The sequence below is a fragment of the Bradyrhizobium sp. HKCCYLRH3073 genome (assembly GCF_051167995.1).
Lineage (GTDB): Bacteria > Pseudomonadota > Alphaproteobacteria > Rhizobiales > Xanthobacteraceae > Bradyrhizobium.
This window is the reverse complement of the sequence record NZ_JBNPUD010000003.1, coordinates 318,158-332,755: the sequence shown is the minus strand read 5'-3', so window position 1 is coordinate 332,755 and position 14,598 is coordinate 318,158. Positions and strand designations below refer to the sequence as shown.

The 14,598-nt window shown below is 67.4% G+C and carries 14 protein-coding genes; 6 read left to right on the top strand and 8 right to left on the bottom strand.

Annotated features, from left to right (window positions below; translation table 11 throughout):
• Positions 1-27: 27 nt before the first annotated feature.
• The gene (locus tag ACQR1X_RS09205) at positions 28-1,647 is read left to right on the top strand and encodes a M23 family peptidase (protein ID WP_434892151.1); all 1,620 of its coding nucleotides are present in this window, start codon (positions 28-30) and stop codon (positions 1,645-1,647) included.
• A gap of 60 nt (positions 1,648-1,707) precedes the next feature.
• Complete coding sequence (locus tag ACQR1X_RS09200) at positions 1,708-1,971, top strand: hypothetical protein (RefSeq protein ID WP_316236549.1); 264 nt, start codon at positions 1,708-1,710, stop codon at positions 1,969-1,971.
• A gap of 273 nt (positions 1,972-2,244) precedes the next feature.
• Here the strand turns inward: ACQR1X_RS09200 and ACQR1X_RS09195 are convergent, their stop codons facing one another.
• Both ACQR1X_RS09195 and ACQR1X_RS09190 read right to left on the bottom strand, forming a co-directional pair.
• Entirely contained in the window at positions 2,245-2,427 is a 183-nt protein-coding gene (locus ACQR1X_RS09195; RefSeq protein WP_316178884.1) for a hypothetical protein, read from the bottom strand.
• A gap of 59 nt (positions 2,428-2,486) precedes the next feature.
• Entirely contained in the window at positions 2,487-2,957 is a 471-nt protein-coding gene (locus tag ACQR1X_RS09190) for a carboxymuconolactone decarboxylase family protein (protein ID WP_316178886.1), read from the bottom strand.
• Positions 2,958-3,010: 53 nt separating this feature from the next.
• Between ACQR1X_RS09190 and ACQR1X_RS09185 the strand changes: the two genes are divergently transcribed.
• Positions 3,011-3,601, top strand: a complete 591-nt coding sequence (locus ACQR1X_RS09185) for a MarR family winged helix-turn-helix transcriptional regulator (protein ID WP_434892152.1) — start codon at positions 3,011-3,013, stop codon at positions 3,599-3,601.
• A gap of 61 nt (positions 3,602-3,662) precedes the next feature.
• Entirely contained in the window at positions 3,663-4,895 is a 1,233-nt protein-coding gene (locus ACQR1X_RS09180) for a lytic murein transglycosylase (protein WP_434892153.1), read from the top strand.
• A 229-nt stretch (positions 4,896-5,124) separates the two neighbouring features.
• On the opposite strand, the gene ACQR1X_RS09175 is transcribed toward ACQR1X_RS09180, so the two are convergent.
• A complete protein-coding gene (locus tag ACQR1X_RS09175) occupies positions 5,125-5,922 on the bottom strand; it encodes an NYN domain-containing protein (protein ID WP_434880934.1) in 798 nt (265 codons plus the stop codon).
• A 267-nt stretch (positions 5,923-6,189) separates the two neighbouring features.
• On the opposite strand from ACQR1X_RS09175, the gene ACQR1X_RS09170 reads away from it, so the two are divergent.
• Positions 6,190-6,591, top strand: a complete 402-nt coding sequence (locus ACQR1X_RS09170) for a hypothetical protein (RefSeq protein WP_434886077.1) — start codon at positions 6,190-6,192, stop codon at positions 6,589-6,591.
• Between the two features lie 24 nt (positions 6,592-6,615).
• On the opposite strand, the gene ACQR1X_RS09165 is transcribed toward ACQR1X_RS09170, so the two are convergent.
• Together ACQR1X_RS09165 and recJ are read right to left on the bottom strand one after the other, a co-directional pair.
• The gene (locus ACQR1X_RS09165) at positions 6,616-7,002 is read right to left on the bottom strand and encodes a hypothetical protein (protein ID WP_434892154.1); all 387 of its coding nucleotides are present in this window, start codon (positions 7,000-7,002) and stop codon (positions 6,616-6,618) included.
• Between the two features lie 926 nt (positions 7,003-7,928).
• Positions 7,929-9,770 (bottom strand): single-stranded-DNA-specific exonuclease RecJ, encoded by a 1,842-nt coding sequence (gene recJ, locus ACQR1X_RS09160; RefSeq protein WP_316178895.1) that lies wholly within the window; start codon positions 9,768-9,770, stop codon positions 7,929-7,931.
• 308 nt (positions 9,771-10,078) lie between these two features.
• On the opposite strand from recJ, the gene ACQR1X_RS09155 reads away from it, so the two are divergent.
• Positions 10,079-11,167 (top strand): methyl-accepting chemotaxis protein, encoded by a 1,089-nt coding sequence (locus ACQR1X_RS09155; protein ID WP_434883115.1) that lies wholly within the window; start codon positions 10,079-10,081, stop codon positions 11,165-11,167.
• 10 nt (positions 11,168-11,177) lie between these two features.
• Here ACQR1X_RS09155 and ACQR1X_RS09150 read toward each other — a convergent pair whose 3' ends face one another.
• The 3 genes from ACQR1X_RS09150 to ACQR1X_RS09140 all read right to left on the bottom strand — a co-directional run bounded on the left by ACQR1X_RS09150 (position 11,178) and on the right by ACQR1X_RS09140 (position 14,579).
• A complete protein-coding gene (locus ACQR1X_RS09150) occupies positions 11,178-11,897 on the bottom strand; it encodes a haloacid dehalogenase type II (RefSeq protein ID WP_434880930.1) in 720 nt (239 codons plus the stop codon).
• 156 nt (positions 11,898-12,053) lie between these two features.
• Positions 12,054-13,055 (bottom strand): class II fructose-bisphosphatase, encoded by a 1,002-nt coding sequence (gene glpX / locus ACQR1X_RS09145; RefSeq protein ID WP_315712118.1) that lies wholly within the window; start codon positions 13,053-13,055, stop codon positions 12,054-12,056.
• 204 nt (positions 13,056-13,259) lie between these two features.
• A complete protein-coding gene (locus tag ACQR1X_RS09140; protein ID WP_315800108.1) occupies positions 13,260-14,579 on the bottom strand; it encodes a homoserine dehydrogenase in 1,320 nt (439 codons plus the stop codon).
• Positions 14,580-14,598: the final 19 nt, after the last annotated feature.

The following is a 14,598-nucleotide window of genomic DNA, read 5'->3' as shown; positions in this document are numbered from 1 at the left end:
ATCTGACGCCGGGGGGCGTGGGGGAATTTGGGGGCACGGGTCATCACGCTCATCGCCGCCCTGGCGGCGATCATCACGCTGGCCGCGTCCTCCACGACGCGCGCGGCCGATGACTTCGCGCCGCCAGCCCTCACCATCAACCGCGCCGACTGGCGCGCGGCGCTGGATCAGCTCCGCTCCGAGCTCAACGCGGCGCCCGAGGTCGCCGCCGACTTCGCTCTGTCCGCGCGCTGGAGCGGTGTTTCCGCCGGCGATGCGCGGCGCAGGCCCGTACTGGTCCAGCTCAACGGCGTGACCTCGACCATCTTCACGGGGATCGGACGCAGTCCGGTCCCCGTTTTGCTGCCGTTCGACACCATCGCCTATCTCGCCGCGCGCCGCAGCGCCGCCATCGCGGCGCGTGACCTGTCGCGCTATCAGGCCGACTTCCAGACCGACCTGTTCGATGCCGGCCCATCCGGCTACGACGCCGTGTTCTCGCTGCCGCCGGAGGTGACCTCCGGCCTGCCGTCGCGCGTCTTCGCCAAGCCGGTCGAGATCCAGATCACCGGCTCACTCCTCACCTACGAGGTCGCCGATCCCGCCGGCGGCAAGGGCGAAAGCGTCAAGGCGCTGTCAGCGCAATATCCGGATCTGCGCCGCTTCATTCGCGAGGGCTATGTCCGCTACGCCTTCACCCGCTTCGGCGTGCCCTACGTGGTCTCGATCCAGTGTCTCGACAGCGCGCCGCGGCCGCGGCGCCTCGCCTGCCGCGAGGCCTATCCCATCGCCGAGCGTTTCCTGAAGGCGCTGCGCATCGCCGGCGGGCAGCCGTCGCGCATCCCGCCGGAGATCGCGCCGCTCACAGCCGAGCGTCCGGTCACGTTCGATGCCGATTTCACCTATCGGCCTGTTGGCGACATCGTCGCCAACAGCGGCGGACGCGGCCGGAGCGGGCGGGCCGACCGCACCGTCTATTCGCAGATCCGCTATCCCCTGGATGCGCCGGCCTATGTGCACTCGCAGTCGTTCGGCCGCCGGCGCGCGAGCGACAAATTCGACCAGCCGTGGAGCCAGTATCCCTGGCGCGACAATTTCTGCGAGGCGCGCAGCTTCAACGTCGGCCAGTGCGCCAGCGGCTTCGGCCATCAGGGTCAGGATCTCAGGCCGGGCGCCTGTCCGGTGCTCCGCGACGGCCCTGAGGGCTGCAATCCGTGGCGGCAGCGGGTGCTCGCCGTGCGCGACGGCGTCGTGATCCGCTCGACCCGGCAGCAGGCCGTGACGGTGCAGGTCAACAGCGGCACCGAGCACATCCGCTTCCGCTACATGCACATGAACCCTTCGGCGATGGATGCCGACGGCCTGCTCAACGGCCGGCGCTTGCGCGAGGGCGAGCCGATCGGCGTGGTCTCGAACTATCTCGACCATCCCAACGGCACCACGCGCCATCTGCATTTCGACGTCCAGCTGTTCACGCGCGATGGCTGGATCTGGGTCAATCCCTACATGACGCTGATCGCGGCCTATGAGCGCCTGATCGGCGGCCGCGGCCGCGAGGTCGGGCTGGAGGAGATCACCGCGTCGCAGCCGCCGTTGACCACCGGCGCGCTCGGACCCTCGCCGCCCGGACCTGCGGCCGATGCTGCCGCCGGGCGCGACCGGAACTGATCGCCGGCGCGGCTGGAACCGCGGCCCACCGTTCCGGGTTGTCTGCGCGGAGGATCGCAGATGGTGACAGCCAACCCACATCGCAGAGCCGGCCCGGCGCTCGTTTCAGCGGCGATTGCGCTGGTCTGTGTCGGCGCGCTGACGATGCTGGTGCGCGACCGCTGGCATCCGCCAGAGATCAAGTCGGCCGACGAAGCGCGTCATTCGACCACCGGCCAGGTCGCCCGCGCTGCCGGCGCGCGCGTGATGCCGACCGACCCCAGCCTCGCGGTCGAGCCCAAGCCGGAAGGCCCCAAGCGCGCGCAGCCGGCCAATCCGTTCTGAGCGCGACATACTTATTAGCTTGCAGCCGGTATCTGTCTCCCGCGGCTCTCAGAGAGACACAAGCTGGCCCGCCATCACCGGTGTGCTCCCTCGCCCTGTTCTTACGGGGAGAGGGTTGGCGTGAGGGGCAGCCGCACGGGAAGTATGAGTGGTAGACCTGTCACCCTCGATCCGACCTCTCCCGGCGAGGTGCATGGCGCAAGCCGCGAGATCATCGTTCACATCGCGCGGCTCGCCGTCTCGCAAGGCAACTCATGAGCTCGTTGTCGTCGGTCACGCCGACCACTTGTCCTCTTCGCGGCGTTGCTCCTCGGCATTGAGACGCTCGGCGATCTCGTGCGCCATCGCCTCGTTCTTCGTCGTGGCGATCGGCTTGCCGTCCTGGCGCTGAACGCGCTGCTTATCGGCTTCCAGCGGGAAATCCTCCGGCTTGAGCGGTTCGTCCGTCCCGGTCACGCGCGCCTCCTCTGAGTTGCACGCATAACCCGCCCGGCCCCGCTGCGGTTCCAGGCAGCTCAGGACGGCGCCCTTGCCGGCCGCTCCGCCGGCGTCCAGCGGAACGCGACGCCATAGCGATTCCAGAGATTGATCACGCCGATCGCCGACGTCAGGAACACCAGCTCCGTTTCGGAAAATTCGGCCCGCGCCTGGGCGTAGACCTCGTCGCTGACGCCGCCGTGCAGCGTGGTCAGCGCCTCGGTGAACGCCAGCGCCGCGCGCTCGCGGGCCGAGAATTGCGGCGCCTCGCGCCACACGACGACCAGGTTGATCTTGTCGGCGGAGACGCCGAGCTTCTCGGCCAGCAGCACGTGATGCTGCACGCAGAATGCGCAGCCATTGATCTGCGACGCCCTGATCTTGACGAGCTCGAGCAACTGCTTGTCGAGGCCGGCCTTGGCCGCCTGCTGGCTCACCGCCAGGATGGCCTCGTACAGCTCCGGCGCCTGGCTCCGGAACGCGGTGTATTCGCTGCGCGCATGTGACATTATCCGTCTCTCATGTTATCAGATGTCTGATAACTTATCAGGGCTCTGATGACATGCGCAAGGCACCGGCGTTGACGAACTCGCGAGCCTCGCGAAAGGCCGGCCCCGCGCGTCGGCCCAAATCGCAATCCAAGACGCAACCCAAGTCTCAACCCAAGTCTCAACCCAAGAGTCAGCCCAAGACGGCGGCCCGTCCGCCATCGCCCGGCGAGGGCAAGCGCGGCGAGGACGGCCACCTCGCCTATCTGCTGCGCCAGGCGCAGGCCGCGGCGCGGCTCTCGCTCGACCGCGCGCTCGTCGCCACCGGCCTGACCCATCCGCAATTCGTGGTGCTGACGATGCTCAAGGCCTATCCCGGCCTGTCCGGCGCCGACTGCGCCCGCGTCGCGCTGCTGACGCCGCAGACCGTCAACGTCATCATCGGCAATCTGGAGCGGGACGGCGCCGTCCGGCGGACGCCGCATCCGGTCCATGGCCGGATGCTGCAATGGAGCCTGACGCGCCGTGGCCTCGCGCTGCTCGCCACGGCGCGCCGGCAGGCGACCGCCATCGAACGCAGGCTTGCCCGCGGCTTGAAACGGAGTGAGCTCGCGACCATCCGGCGCTGGCTCGCGCACATCGCCGCCGATCTCCACGGCGCCTAGCGGGTTCCCGGCGCTGCCAAGGCTTTGCCGCGCACCGCCCTGACCGGGTAGACTGGCGGCCATGACCCAGTCCGATTCACGACCTCATCCGATGACCCGCCGCGCCCTGCTCCGCTCCGGCCTCGGCGCCGCCGCGCTGCTCGTCCCGGCCCTGCCGGCGTCCGCGGCGCCGGCCGAGTTCGAGGCCTGGCGCGACGGCTTCCGCAACCGCGCGCTCGCCAAGGGCATCTCGCAGGCGACCTGGACGCGGGTCATGGCACGGCTCGAGCCGGACATGACCGTGTTCAAAGAGATGCGCAACCAGCCCGAGTTCAAGGAGCAGCTCTGGCAATACATCAACCGCCGCGTCTCCGACTGGCGCGTCATCAACGGCAAGATCGCGCTGCAGAAGAACGAGGCGCTGTTCACGCGCATCGAGAAGGATTTTGGCGTCGAGCGCGGCACGCTTCTCGCGCTGTGGGGCGTCGAATCCGCGTTCGGCGATCCGCTGGTGCAGCAGAACCACATGCGCCCGGTGTTTCCGGCGCTCGCCGCGCTCGCCTGGAACGAGCCGCGCCGCAAGGCCTATTGGGAGACCGAGCTCACCAATGCGCTGAAAATCGTCGATCGCGGCTGGAGCACGCCGGAGGAGATGCGCGGCTCCTGGGCCGGCGCCATGGGTCATACGCAATGGATGCCCGAGGTCTGGCTCAATGTCGGCTTCGACTATGACGGCGATGGCAAGATCAACCCGTTCGGCCGCCCCGACGACGCGCTCGGCTCGACCGCCCGCTATCTCGTCAACCGCGGCAAATATCACCGCGGCGAGCACTGGGGCTACGAGGTGCGCGCGCCCGGCAACATGTCTGGCAGCCGCAGCTATGCGGCGTGGCAGGCGGCCGGCGTCACCCGTGCCGACGGCCAGCCGTTCCCGCAGCCCAATGCGTCAGCGCAGCTCTGGATTCCGGTCGCGGGCGGCCCCGCCTTCCTGCTCGGCCCGAACTTCTACTCGGTGAAGTCCTACAATCCGGCCATGAGCTACGCGCTCGCGATCTGCCATCTCGGCGACCGCATTCTGGGCAGCCCACCCTTCCTGCAGCCCTTCCCCGGCTCGGAGCGCGCGCTGACCTTGGCCGAGGTGCAGGAGATGCAGAAGCGCCTGACCGCGGCCGGCTTCGACACCGGCGGCACCGACGGCCGCGTCGGCAACGACACCATGAAGGCGATCCGCGACTTCCAGGCCAAAGCGGGCCTCACGCCGGCCGACGGCTATGGTGGGCTGAAGGTGCTGGCGAAGCTCAGACAGGGCGGTTGAGCGGTACGGTCGCTGCCGTGTGACCAACAAGTAGAGTGGGCAAAGGCGCTGCCGTGCTCTCTCAACGATCGAAATCGCGGTGGCGCCGTGCCCACCATCCCGCGGTTGAGCACGCGGCCCGACGGTGGGCACGCGGCCTCCTTCGGCGGCTGCTTCGGCCACCCTACGAGTTCGCCGTCATGGCGAGCAGCGCAACGCTCCGGTCATCGCGAGCCTCGCGCCGGAGTGATCACGTCTTGGCGGCCGCCTCGCGGTGGCCGGACCTCGACGCCCGCGCCTTGGGCTGCGACGCGCTGGCAGCCTTCACCCGGATGCGCACCGAGCCGCCGCCCTTGGCCTGCTCCTCGATCTCGAAGGCGCCGGTCTTGCGAACGAGATCGCTGAGCTTGCGACAGCCATAGGTGCGCGGATCGAAGTCGGACACCAGGTTGGAGAGCTGCTTGCCGACCTCGCCGAGCGCGACCCAGCCGTCCTCGCTCTCCATCTGCGTGATGACCTTCCTGATCATCGGCGTCGCCGCGCTGATCGGCAGCAGCGACTTCGGCGCCGCAGCGCTGTCCGCATCCTTGCTGCTCGCAGCGTCGCTGCGCAAATTCTCCGTGTAGATGAACCTGCGGCAGGCCTGCCGAAAGCTCTCCGGCGTCTTCTGCTCGCCGAAGCCGAACACGTCGGTGCCTTGCTCGCGGATGCGCGCGGCGAGCCGGGTGAAGTCGCTGTCCGACGACACCAGGCAGAAGCCGTCGAACCGTCCGCTGTGCAACAGGTCCATCGCGTCGATCACCAGCGTGATGTCGGAGGCGTTCTTGCCGGTGGTGTAGGCGAACTGCTGCTGCGGCACGATCGCGTGGCGCGCCAGCGTATCGGCCCATGGCTTCGAGCGCGGGCTGGAGAAGTCGCCATAGATCCGGCGCACGCTGGCTTCGCCGATCTTGGCGATCTCCTCGAACAGCCCGTCCGCGATCTTGGCCGAGGCATTGTCGGCGTCGATCAGAACGGCAAGACGCGGCGAGCGAGGTTCGGACGGCATCGGATAGTCCCCAAAGTAGGCCCTGTTCTCATTCCCTTATACGCGGGCCGATATCCGGCCGGATGATTTTCTTGAGACGAATGGCAAGACCACGGGATACGACTTGGCACGACCCGGGGCGTAGCCAGCGGAGACGGCCCGCAGCGCCCCCACCATTCGTATACGAACAAATTCCGGGTTCCCGACCTGTTCTGGCGGTCGTTTTCACCTTCTCTTAATTTGCGTCGCACAACGATGCGCGCGACCCAACGACGGGATCTGCGGCAGATGATGAAAGAAGGCACCTATTCCGCTTGGTTCAGGACCCCCAAGGGCCAGGGAACGGGCATTGTCGAGCTGGTCGCTGGCAGGATCTGCGGCGGCGATACCGTGCTCAGCTATGCCGGCAGCTACGAGGCCCATGGCGATCGTTTCACCGCCATCATCAAGACCAAGCGCCATGCCCCGGGACAGCCGTCGCTGTTCGGCCCGGACGAGCTGACGCTCAGCCTCGAAGGATGCTGCCGGGGCACGCCCGTCACCTGCTCCGGCTATGCCGCGGAAGCTCCCGACGTGCCGTTCGAGGCGCTTCTGCTGTTCTCGGCGTCCGACGACGCCGAGCCTCCCCCAGCTCCCCGGCCAACGCCGAAATTCAATCCCGATCAACTCCCGAAGCCATCCTGGCGCTGAGCTTCCGGCGCGGCCCGCCGGCTGTCACTGCGGCTTCGTGTGGCGCATGCTGAGATATCCGCCAACAGCGCCCAGCACCGGGCTCGAGGCGATGAAGGCCAGCTGCGTCCCAAGCCCGCCACGGCCGCCAAACATCGCGTACACGCCGAACCCCATGCACAGGATCGACGAGAGAGCTCCGTTCAAGATGTCGTCGTGCTTTGCAAGCCGCCCAGACACGTAGCCGCCCAACACGGAGCTGAGGGCTCCGAACGTGAACGACAACGCCTTGAAGAGATTGCTCGCCATCAGTGCACGCGGATCGGAGGCCGCGAGCTCCGCCGCGGCCGATCCCGACACGATGAAGACGAGGATCGTCACGGGATAGATGGCAAGGTTCGTCGACAGAATGTCGACGATGTTTCCGATCACGACGCCCTTGAACGATACGCGATTCATCTAGCCCCCCCTCAGCCGCCTGCGCACCTTGCCGAGCCGGTCAAGAGCGTGCAACCGCCTCGCGCGTGCGCATCCTCGACGTTCGCCAAAGCGTGCTGCACCTGGCGCGCTGCCCCGGGGGCCTCAGTTCTCCAATCACGTGGCGCCATGCCGGCATCGCTGCGCCAATCGAACCCATTCCGCAGGACAATCAGCCGCCTGCTTCCTTCAGCTCTCGGGAGCCAACTTTCCGCTTGCTTTTATTCCGAAAATCGGAAATAACATCCGGGTCTCGTCCTCATGAGAGGGGCGCTTCGCGATCGTCATGAACGTGGAGGGCGGGATGCGGTGGCCGCGATCGTGTCGCAGCGTGCTCCATGCGCGCGGACGAACGGCAGGTTGCGGACGTGAAATCGCGTGGTCCTGGCGCCCCGAAGCTGGCGCCAAGTCGTCGGGTGATGATGAGCCCTGAGGGCGACGGTGGCTAACAAGCCGGACACCGGGGAGATCGCGTATAAGCGTGAAAACCATCGCGCAGGGAATGCCGGTTGATCGGCCTACCTGTGGTGACTGCCGCCTGCTTTTTGTTTGCAGGCGGGCCATGGGTGAGGCCTTCGCCCGGCATTCCCTGCGCCCTCTCCCATCAAGAGGGTCTTTGACGATGCATCACTCGGGCGCGAATGCGCGGCGGGATGCAAAGACACGCGAATTCATGAGAGGCACGACAGCCGCGTCATCCCCCGCTGTCGTCGCCCCAGCCTCCGCGCCGGGACCCATACCCACAGGGAGCAAGGTGAGGCACGAACAGCGTGAGCATTTCGTTCTCACAACAACTGCTGCGACGGATGGGTCCCGGATCGGCGCTTCGCCGACGCGCGCGTCGTCGAAGCTTGTCCGGGACGACGCCGAATGTGGAACCGCTACCTGATCATCGCCGGCCCATGGTCCGGCACGGCCACATCCAGCACGCGCAGCTGCACGCGCTCGATGCCCTGGTAGCGGTCGACGGTGAGGGTGCCGGCGACGTGCAGGATCTGGCCCCGATGCTGAACCAGGGCGTTGCCGAGCTTCTGGCCGACCGAGCGGAATGCGATCGCATTCACGGTAGCGCCGTCGCCGGATTTGAAGCGCAGCTTGAGATGCGCCTGCCCGACCTCGTCGGCATAAACCAGCTGATGCGACGGCAGCGCCACGATCGGCTCGGGATTGCCGCTGCCGAACGGACCTGCACGATTGAGCGTCGCCACCAGCTCGGGCGTTGCGGCGCGCGCGCTGATGGCGCCGTCGATCAGGATCTCATTGACGTGCCGCGCGTCGGCGACGTCGGCCGCCAGCGCGCTTTCCAGATAGGCGCGGAATTCCGCCAGCCGCTCCTTGCGCAAGGTGACGCCGGCGGCCATCGCGTGCCCGCCGCCCTTCATCAGGATGCCCTGCTCCACCGCATGCCGCACCGCCTTGCCGAGATCGACACCCGGAATCGAGCGGCCCGATCCGGTGCCGATGCCGCCCGGCTCGAGCGCGATCGCAAACGCCGGCCGGGCAAACTTTTCCTTCAGCCGCGATGCGACCAGCCCGACCACGCCGGGATGCCAGCCTTCCGATGCCGTGACGATGACCGCGCCCTTGTCCTCCAGCCCGAGCGAGGCCAGCGCCTCGGCCTCGGCCTGCGCTTCGGCCTGCTGCTCGATGACGCGGCGCTCGCTGTTGAGGCGGTCGAGCTCGGCGGCGATGCGCGCGGCTTCCGAGACGTCGCTCTCCAACAGCAGCCGCACGCCGAGATCGGCGCGGCCGATGCGCCCGCCCGCATTGATGCGCGGCCCCAGCATGAAGCCGAGATGCCAGGCTTCGGGCGGGCCGTTGAGACGGGCGACATCCATCAGCGCGGTGTGACCGACATGGTCGCGCCGGCGCATCGCGATCAGGCCCTTGGCGACGAAGGCGCGGTTGAGCGCGATCAGCGGCGCGACGTCGGCGACGGTGCCGAGCGCAACGTGATGCAACATGGACAGCAGATCCGGCTCCGGGCGCGTGCTGCTCCAGAAGCCGCGGCCGCGCAGCTCGCGATTGACGGCAACCAGCGTCACCAGGGTCAGCCCGACCGCGGCGAGATAGCCGAGGCCGGAGAGGTCGTCGGGCCGGTTTGGATTGACCAGCGCCTCGACCTCCGGCAGCTCGTCGCCGCATTGATGGTGATCGATCACCACCACGGACATGCCGAGCCGCCGCGCTTCCGCCAGCGGCTCGAGGCTGGTGGTGCCGCAATCGACCGTGACGAGCAAGGTCGCGCCCTTGTTCGCCAGCGCTCGGATGGCGTCGACGTTCGGGCCGTAGCCTTCGAAGATGCGGTCGGGAATGTGGATCAGCGGATCGAGCCCGCAATGGCGCAGATGCCAGGCGAGCAGCGCCGCCGAGGTCGCGCCGTCGACATCGTAGTCGCCGAAGATCGCGACCTTCTCGCCCCTCACCGCGGCGTCGGCAATGCGCTGCGCCGCCGCTTCCATCTGCGTCACCGTGAACGGGTCCGGCATCAGCTTGCGGATGGTCGGATCGAGGAAGTCGTTGACCGCGTCGAGCTCGACGTCGCGGCCGGCGAGGACGCGCGCCAGCATCTCCGGCAACTGATAGCGTTGCACCATCGCCAGGGCCCGCGCCGCACCGCGCGCGTCCAGCCGGTCGCGCCACAATTTGTTGGTCAGCGACAGCCGCACGCCGAGGAACGCCTGCGGAGCGCTCAGGGGCAGTGCAAGGGCGGATGGTGCCATGATGCGCAGGGCCTCGCTTGCAGCGCAGCGATTCGAAAACGGACCCCTCGAATCTACAGCAACTGGCATCCATCAGCAGGTTCCTTCGCTGGAGCCCACCGGATTTGTGCCGGAGAACCACGGAACTCACAGGAAATGAGAGGGCTGCTGATATATACGCCTGGTTGCCTAAAATTAGAGCTGCGTTCAATGGAGTGCATTAAACAGCCGTTAGGCGAATTCCGTAACATTTCAATCAATTATTTCGTCCGATTTGTTCGCCCTCTTCGTGCCGACGAGGAGGCGCGGCAACATGGAGTTGATTGCCGATGCTGACCGCGCCCGAGTTGAAGACGCTTTCCTCCGCCGCTCCGTCGCAAACGACTCCCAAGGACGACGAGACCGACGTCTCGGCGCTGATCGCGCGGCTCACCGGCGAGGTCAATCAGATCGCCTGCGAGAAGACCAAGTCGATCCAGCAGATCACCAACCAGATGAAGATGCTGGCCTTGAACGCGCTGATCGAGAGCTCGCGGGTGGGCGCGCAGGGCGCGGGCTTCGCCGTGGTGGCCCAGGAGGTCCGCGCCGTCGGCCAATTGGTCGAGACCATCGCGCGCGAGCTCGAAGGCCAGCTCACGACGCGCACCGGCAATCTCAAGAGCTCGATCGAGCGCATGACCGAACGGGCCCGCGGCGAGCGCATGGTCGATCTGGCGCTGAATGCGATCGAGCTGATCGACCGCAATCTCTATGAGCGGACCTGCGACGTGCGCTGGTGGGCGACCGACTCCGCCGTGGTCGATTGCGCCGCCGCTCCGGACGCGGCGCGCGTCGCCCATGTCTCCGAACGGCTCGCGGTGATTCTCTCGGCCTACACGGTCTATCTCGATTTGTGGCTGTGCGATCCCAGCGGCAAGGTGATCGCCAACGGCCGCGCCGACCGCTTCAACGTCGTCGGCCAGAGCGTGGCCGAGACCAGATGGTTTCGCGAGGCGCGTGGATTGCGCTCGGGCGACGACTACGTCGCCGGCGACGTTGAGTGCCAGCCGCTGCTCGGCAACGCCCAGGTCGCGACCTATTGCGCATCCGTGCGCGAGGATGGCAAGGCGCATGGCAAGCCGCTCGGCGTGCTCGCCATTCATTTCGACTGGGAGGCGCAGGCGCGCGCGATCGTCCAGGGCGTGCGCGTCAGCGAGAGCGACAGGGCGCGCGCACTGCTGGTGGATTCCAGCCATCGCGTGATCGCGTCCTCGGATGGCCAGGGCATCCTCAGCGAGCGGGTGTCGCTGAAGCTCGATGGCAAGCGCAGCGGCTTCTATCAGGATGCGTCCGGGCGATTGGTCGCGTTCCACGCCACGCCCGGCTACGAGACCTACAAGGGGCTCGGCTGGTACGGCGTGATCGTGTCGGGCGCGTGAGGCGGGAGGATCAGCAGCCCAAGCGGTCGGCGATGCCGTTGAAATCATCGGCAACGATGTCCCAGGCCCCGGTGGCGTCGAAGTCGCGGCTCTGCAGCGGGCCGTATTCAGTGGGACGGGCGACGAAGGCGGTCTTCAGGCCGTAACGTTGTGCCGCCTCGAGATCGTTGTTGTGCGCGGCGACCATCATCACCTCGCCGGGCGCAAGACCCAGCAGACGCGCGGCGCCGAGATAGGTCTCGGGGTCGGGCTTGTAGTGCGCGAACAGCTCGGCGGAGAGGATCAGGTCCCACGGGAGGCCTGCGAACTTCGCCATGTTGGTGAGGAGCGCGACGTTGCCGTTGGAGAGCGGCGCGATGATGTATTTGGACTTCAGCCGGGTCAGGCCGGCGACACTGTCGGCCCACGGATGCAGCCGGTGCCAGCCGCGGGTGAGATGATCGAGATCGGCTTCGGTGAGCCCGGTGATGCCGAGCTCGGCGACCAGCGTCTCCAGCGAACGGCGATGCAGGACGTCGAGGATGACGTAGCCGCGCTCGGGGTGCTTGCGGACCTCGTCCATCGAGCCGACATAGAGCCCGCGCCAGCCATCGACCAGCGCGGTCCAGTCGCCCTGGATGCCGCGGGTCTTCGACCACGCGGTGAAGTCGTTGATCAGGCTGGTGCGCCAGTCGACGACGGTGCCGAACACGTCGAACACCAGCGCCTTCACCATGGACAGATCGGACATGCTGAATCGCTCCCCGACTTCGTCATTCCGGGATGCCTGCGAAGCGCGCAGACCCGGAATCTCGATCTGCGCGCTCGGGATTCCGGGTTCACGCTTCCGCCTTCGCTCTACGAGCTTCGGCGGACAAGTCGCGTGCCCCGGAATGACAGGGTTGGATTAGTCGAGGTGGAACTTCGCCAACTGGCGGTGCTCGGCGCGGATGTAGCGCACCGTGCCAGTGACCGAGCGCATCACGACGGTCTCGGTCTCGATGACGCCGTCCTTGCGGAACTTGACGCCGGAGAGCAGCGAGCCGGTGGTGACGCCGGTCGCCGCGAACAGGCAGTCGCCGCGGGCCATGTCCTCGATGCCGTAGATCATCTTGGGATCACCAACGCCCATCTTGTGGGCGCGCTCGCGCTTCTCCTCGGTGTCGAGGATCAGGCGGCACTGCATCTGGCCGCCGATGCAGCGCAGCGCCACTGCGGCCAGCACGCCCTCAGGCGCGCCGCCGGTGCCGAGATACATGTCGACGCCGGTATTGTCCGGGTCGGCGCAGTGGATCACGCCGGCGACGTCGCCGTCGGTGATCAGGCGCACCGCGGCGCCGGTCGAGCGGACGCCCTGGATGATGTCGGCGTGGCGCGGACGGTCGAGCACCAGCACCGTGATCGCGCCGGGCTCGACGCCCTTGGCCTTGGCGAGCCGGCGCACGTTGTCGGCCGGCGTCGCGTCGATGTCGACGACACCCTTGGCGTAGCCGGGGCCGACCGCGATCTTCTGCATGTACACGTCGGGGGCGTGCAGCAAGGTGCCGCCATCGGCCATCGCCATGGTTGCGATCGCGCCCGGCATGTTCTTGGCGCACAAGGTCGTCCCCTCGAGCGGATCGACCGCGATGTCGACCTTGGGGCCGGCATTGAGGCCGACCTTCTCGCCGATGTAGAGCATCGGCGCTTCGTCGCGCTCGCCCTCGCCGATCACGACCGTGCCTTCGATCGGCAGCTTGTTGAGCTCGCGGCGCATCGCATCCACGGCCGCCTGGTCGGCCGGCTTCTCCTGGCCGTGGCCGCGCAGCCGCGCCGCCGACACCGCCGCCCGTTCGGTCACGCGCACCAGCTCCAGCGTCAGGATGCGCTCGAGCAGCAATTGTTGCGGGACAGAAATCTGCGTCGACATCGATCAACTCCTCAAGACGTCAAGGCGGACATCCGCCATCAAAATCTACCGCTCGCACGCCGCCCCCCTGGGCGGCATCCGGGTCAGGCGGTCGGCACGAACGGCCGCTCCCCGCCTGTCTACTCTCCCGCTTTGAGCATGAACCTATACCAAACGCCACGCGTTTGTTTGAGCAGGGACAAGCGGTTCCCTGGGCATCATGCGCTAGTTCTTCTCGATCCGGATCACCTGGGGCTTTCCGCTGATGACCTTGTCGCGCTGCACCGCCTGGAGCGCGCGATGCACGGCATCCTCGTGTGTCGCATAGGTGATCAGGATGACCGGCACCGGCGCCGACTTGCCGGCCGTCTTCGCCGGCTCGCTGCCGTTGGGATGGCGCTGCACGATCGATTCGATCGAGATCTTCTGCTCGGCCAGCCGGGTGGCGATGGTGGCGGCGGTGCCGGCATGGTCACGCGCCATCAGGCGGATGTAATAGCCACCCTCGTGCCGCTCCATCGGCGCCTTCTCGGTCGCCTGCAGCTTCTCGACCGGGCGGCCGAACGGCGCGGCGCGGATGCCGCGCGCGACATCGGCGATATCGGCCACGACCGCGGAGGCCGTCGCGGCGCCCCCTGCTCCCGGACCGACCAGCGTGATCGGCGGGATACCGTCGCCGTCGATCGTGACCGCGTTGGTGACGCCCATCACCTGGGCGATCGAGGAGGATTTCGGCACCATCGTCGGATGCACCCGCTGCTCGATGCCCTTGGCGGTCCGCACGGCGACGCCGAGCAGCTTGACGCGGTAGCCGAGCTCGGCCGCCGCCTTCAGGTCCTCCGGGGCGATCGAGGAGATGCCTTCCACATAGATGGATTTCTCCGCCACCTGGGTGCCGAAGGCGAGGCTCGCGAGGATCGCGAGCTTCTGCGCGGTGTCGTGGCCATGAATGTCGAACGACGGATCGGCCTCGGCATAGCCGAGGCGCTGGGCGTCCTTCAGGCACTCGTCGAACGACAGCCCTTCCTGCTCCATCCGGGTCAGGATGTAGTTGCAGGTGCCGTTGAGGATGCCATAGACGCGGCTGATGCCGGTGCCGGCGAGACCCTCGCGCAGGGTCTTGATCACCGGAATGGCGGCGCAGACGGCCGCCTCGAAATTCAGCGCGCCGCCATGCTTCTCGGCCGCCTTGGCGAGCTTCAGACCGTGCTTTGCGATCAGCGCCTTGTTGGCGGTCACCACCGACTTGCCGGCCTTCAGCGCGGTGTCGATCGCCGACAGCGCAGGATCGCCGGCGCCGCCCATCAGCTCGACCAGGCAATCGACCTCCGGATCCGAGGCAAGCGCCAGCGCATCCTTGGCCCAGGTGATGCCGGACAGATCGATGCCGCGCTTCTTGGCCTTCGACCGCGCCGTCACGGCGACAACCTTGACCGGGCGCCCCGTCCGCTCGGTCAGCACGCGCGCCTGACGCTCGATGAGACGAACGACCTCGACACCCACGGTGCCGAGGCCCGCGATGCCCACTCTCAGGGGTGCGACCATGGAATCAAAGAACCTGTCG

What these genes read in the sequence shown, in the direction of transcription:
- ACQR1X_RS09200 (WP_316236549.1), top strand. Translation starts at nt 1,708, where the DNA reads ATGGTGACAGCCAACCCACATCGCAGAGCCGGCCCGGCGCTCGTTTCA.
- ACQR1X_RS09190 (WP_316178886.1), bottom strand. Translation starts at nt 2,957, where the DNA reads ATGTCACATGCGCGCAGCGAATACACCGCGTTCCGGAGCCAGGCGCCG.
- ACQR1X_RS09185 (WP_434892152.1), top strand. Translation starts at nt 3,011, where the DNA reads ATGCGCAAGGCACCGGCGTTGACGAACTCGCGAGCCTCGCGAAAGGCC.
- ACQR1X_RS09180 (WP_434892153.1), top strand. Translation starts at nt 3,663, where the DNA reads ATGACCCAGTCCGATTCACGACCTCATCCGATGACCCGCCGCGCCCTG.
- ACQR1X_RS09175 (WP_434880934.1), bottom strand. Translation starts at nt 5,922, where the DNA reads ATGCCGTCCGAACCTCGCTCGCCGCGTCTTGCCGTTCTGATCGACGCC.
- ACQR1X_RS09170 (WP_434886077.1), top strand. Translation starts at nt 6,190, where the DNA reads ATGATGAAAGAAGGCACCTATTCCGCTTGGTTCAGGACCCCCAAGGGC.
- recJ (WP_316178895.1), bottom strand. Translation starts at nt 9,770, where the DNA reads ATGGCACCATCCGCCCTTGCACTGCCCCTGAGCGCTCCGCAGGCGTTC.
- ACQR1X_RS09155 (WP_434883115.1), top strand. Translation starts at nt 10,079, where the DNA reads ATGCTGACCGCGCCCGAGTTGAAGACGCTTTCCTCCGCCGCTCCGTCG.
- ACQR1X_RS09150 (WP_434880930.1), bottom strand. Translation starts at nt 11,897, where the DNA reads ATGTCCGATCTGTCCATGGTGAAGGCGCTGGTGTTCGACGTGTTCGGC.
- glpX (WP_315712118.1), bottom strand. Translation starts at nt 13,055, where the DNA reads ATGTCGACGCAGATTTCTGTCCCGCAACAATTGCTGCTCGAGCGCATC.
- ACQR1X_RS09140 (WP_315800108.1), bottom strand. Translation starts at nt 14,579, where the DNA reads ATGGTCGCACCCCTGAGAGTGGGCATCGCGGGCCTCGGCACCGTGGGT.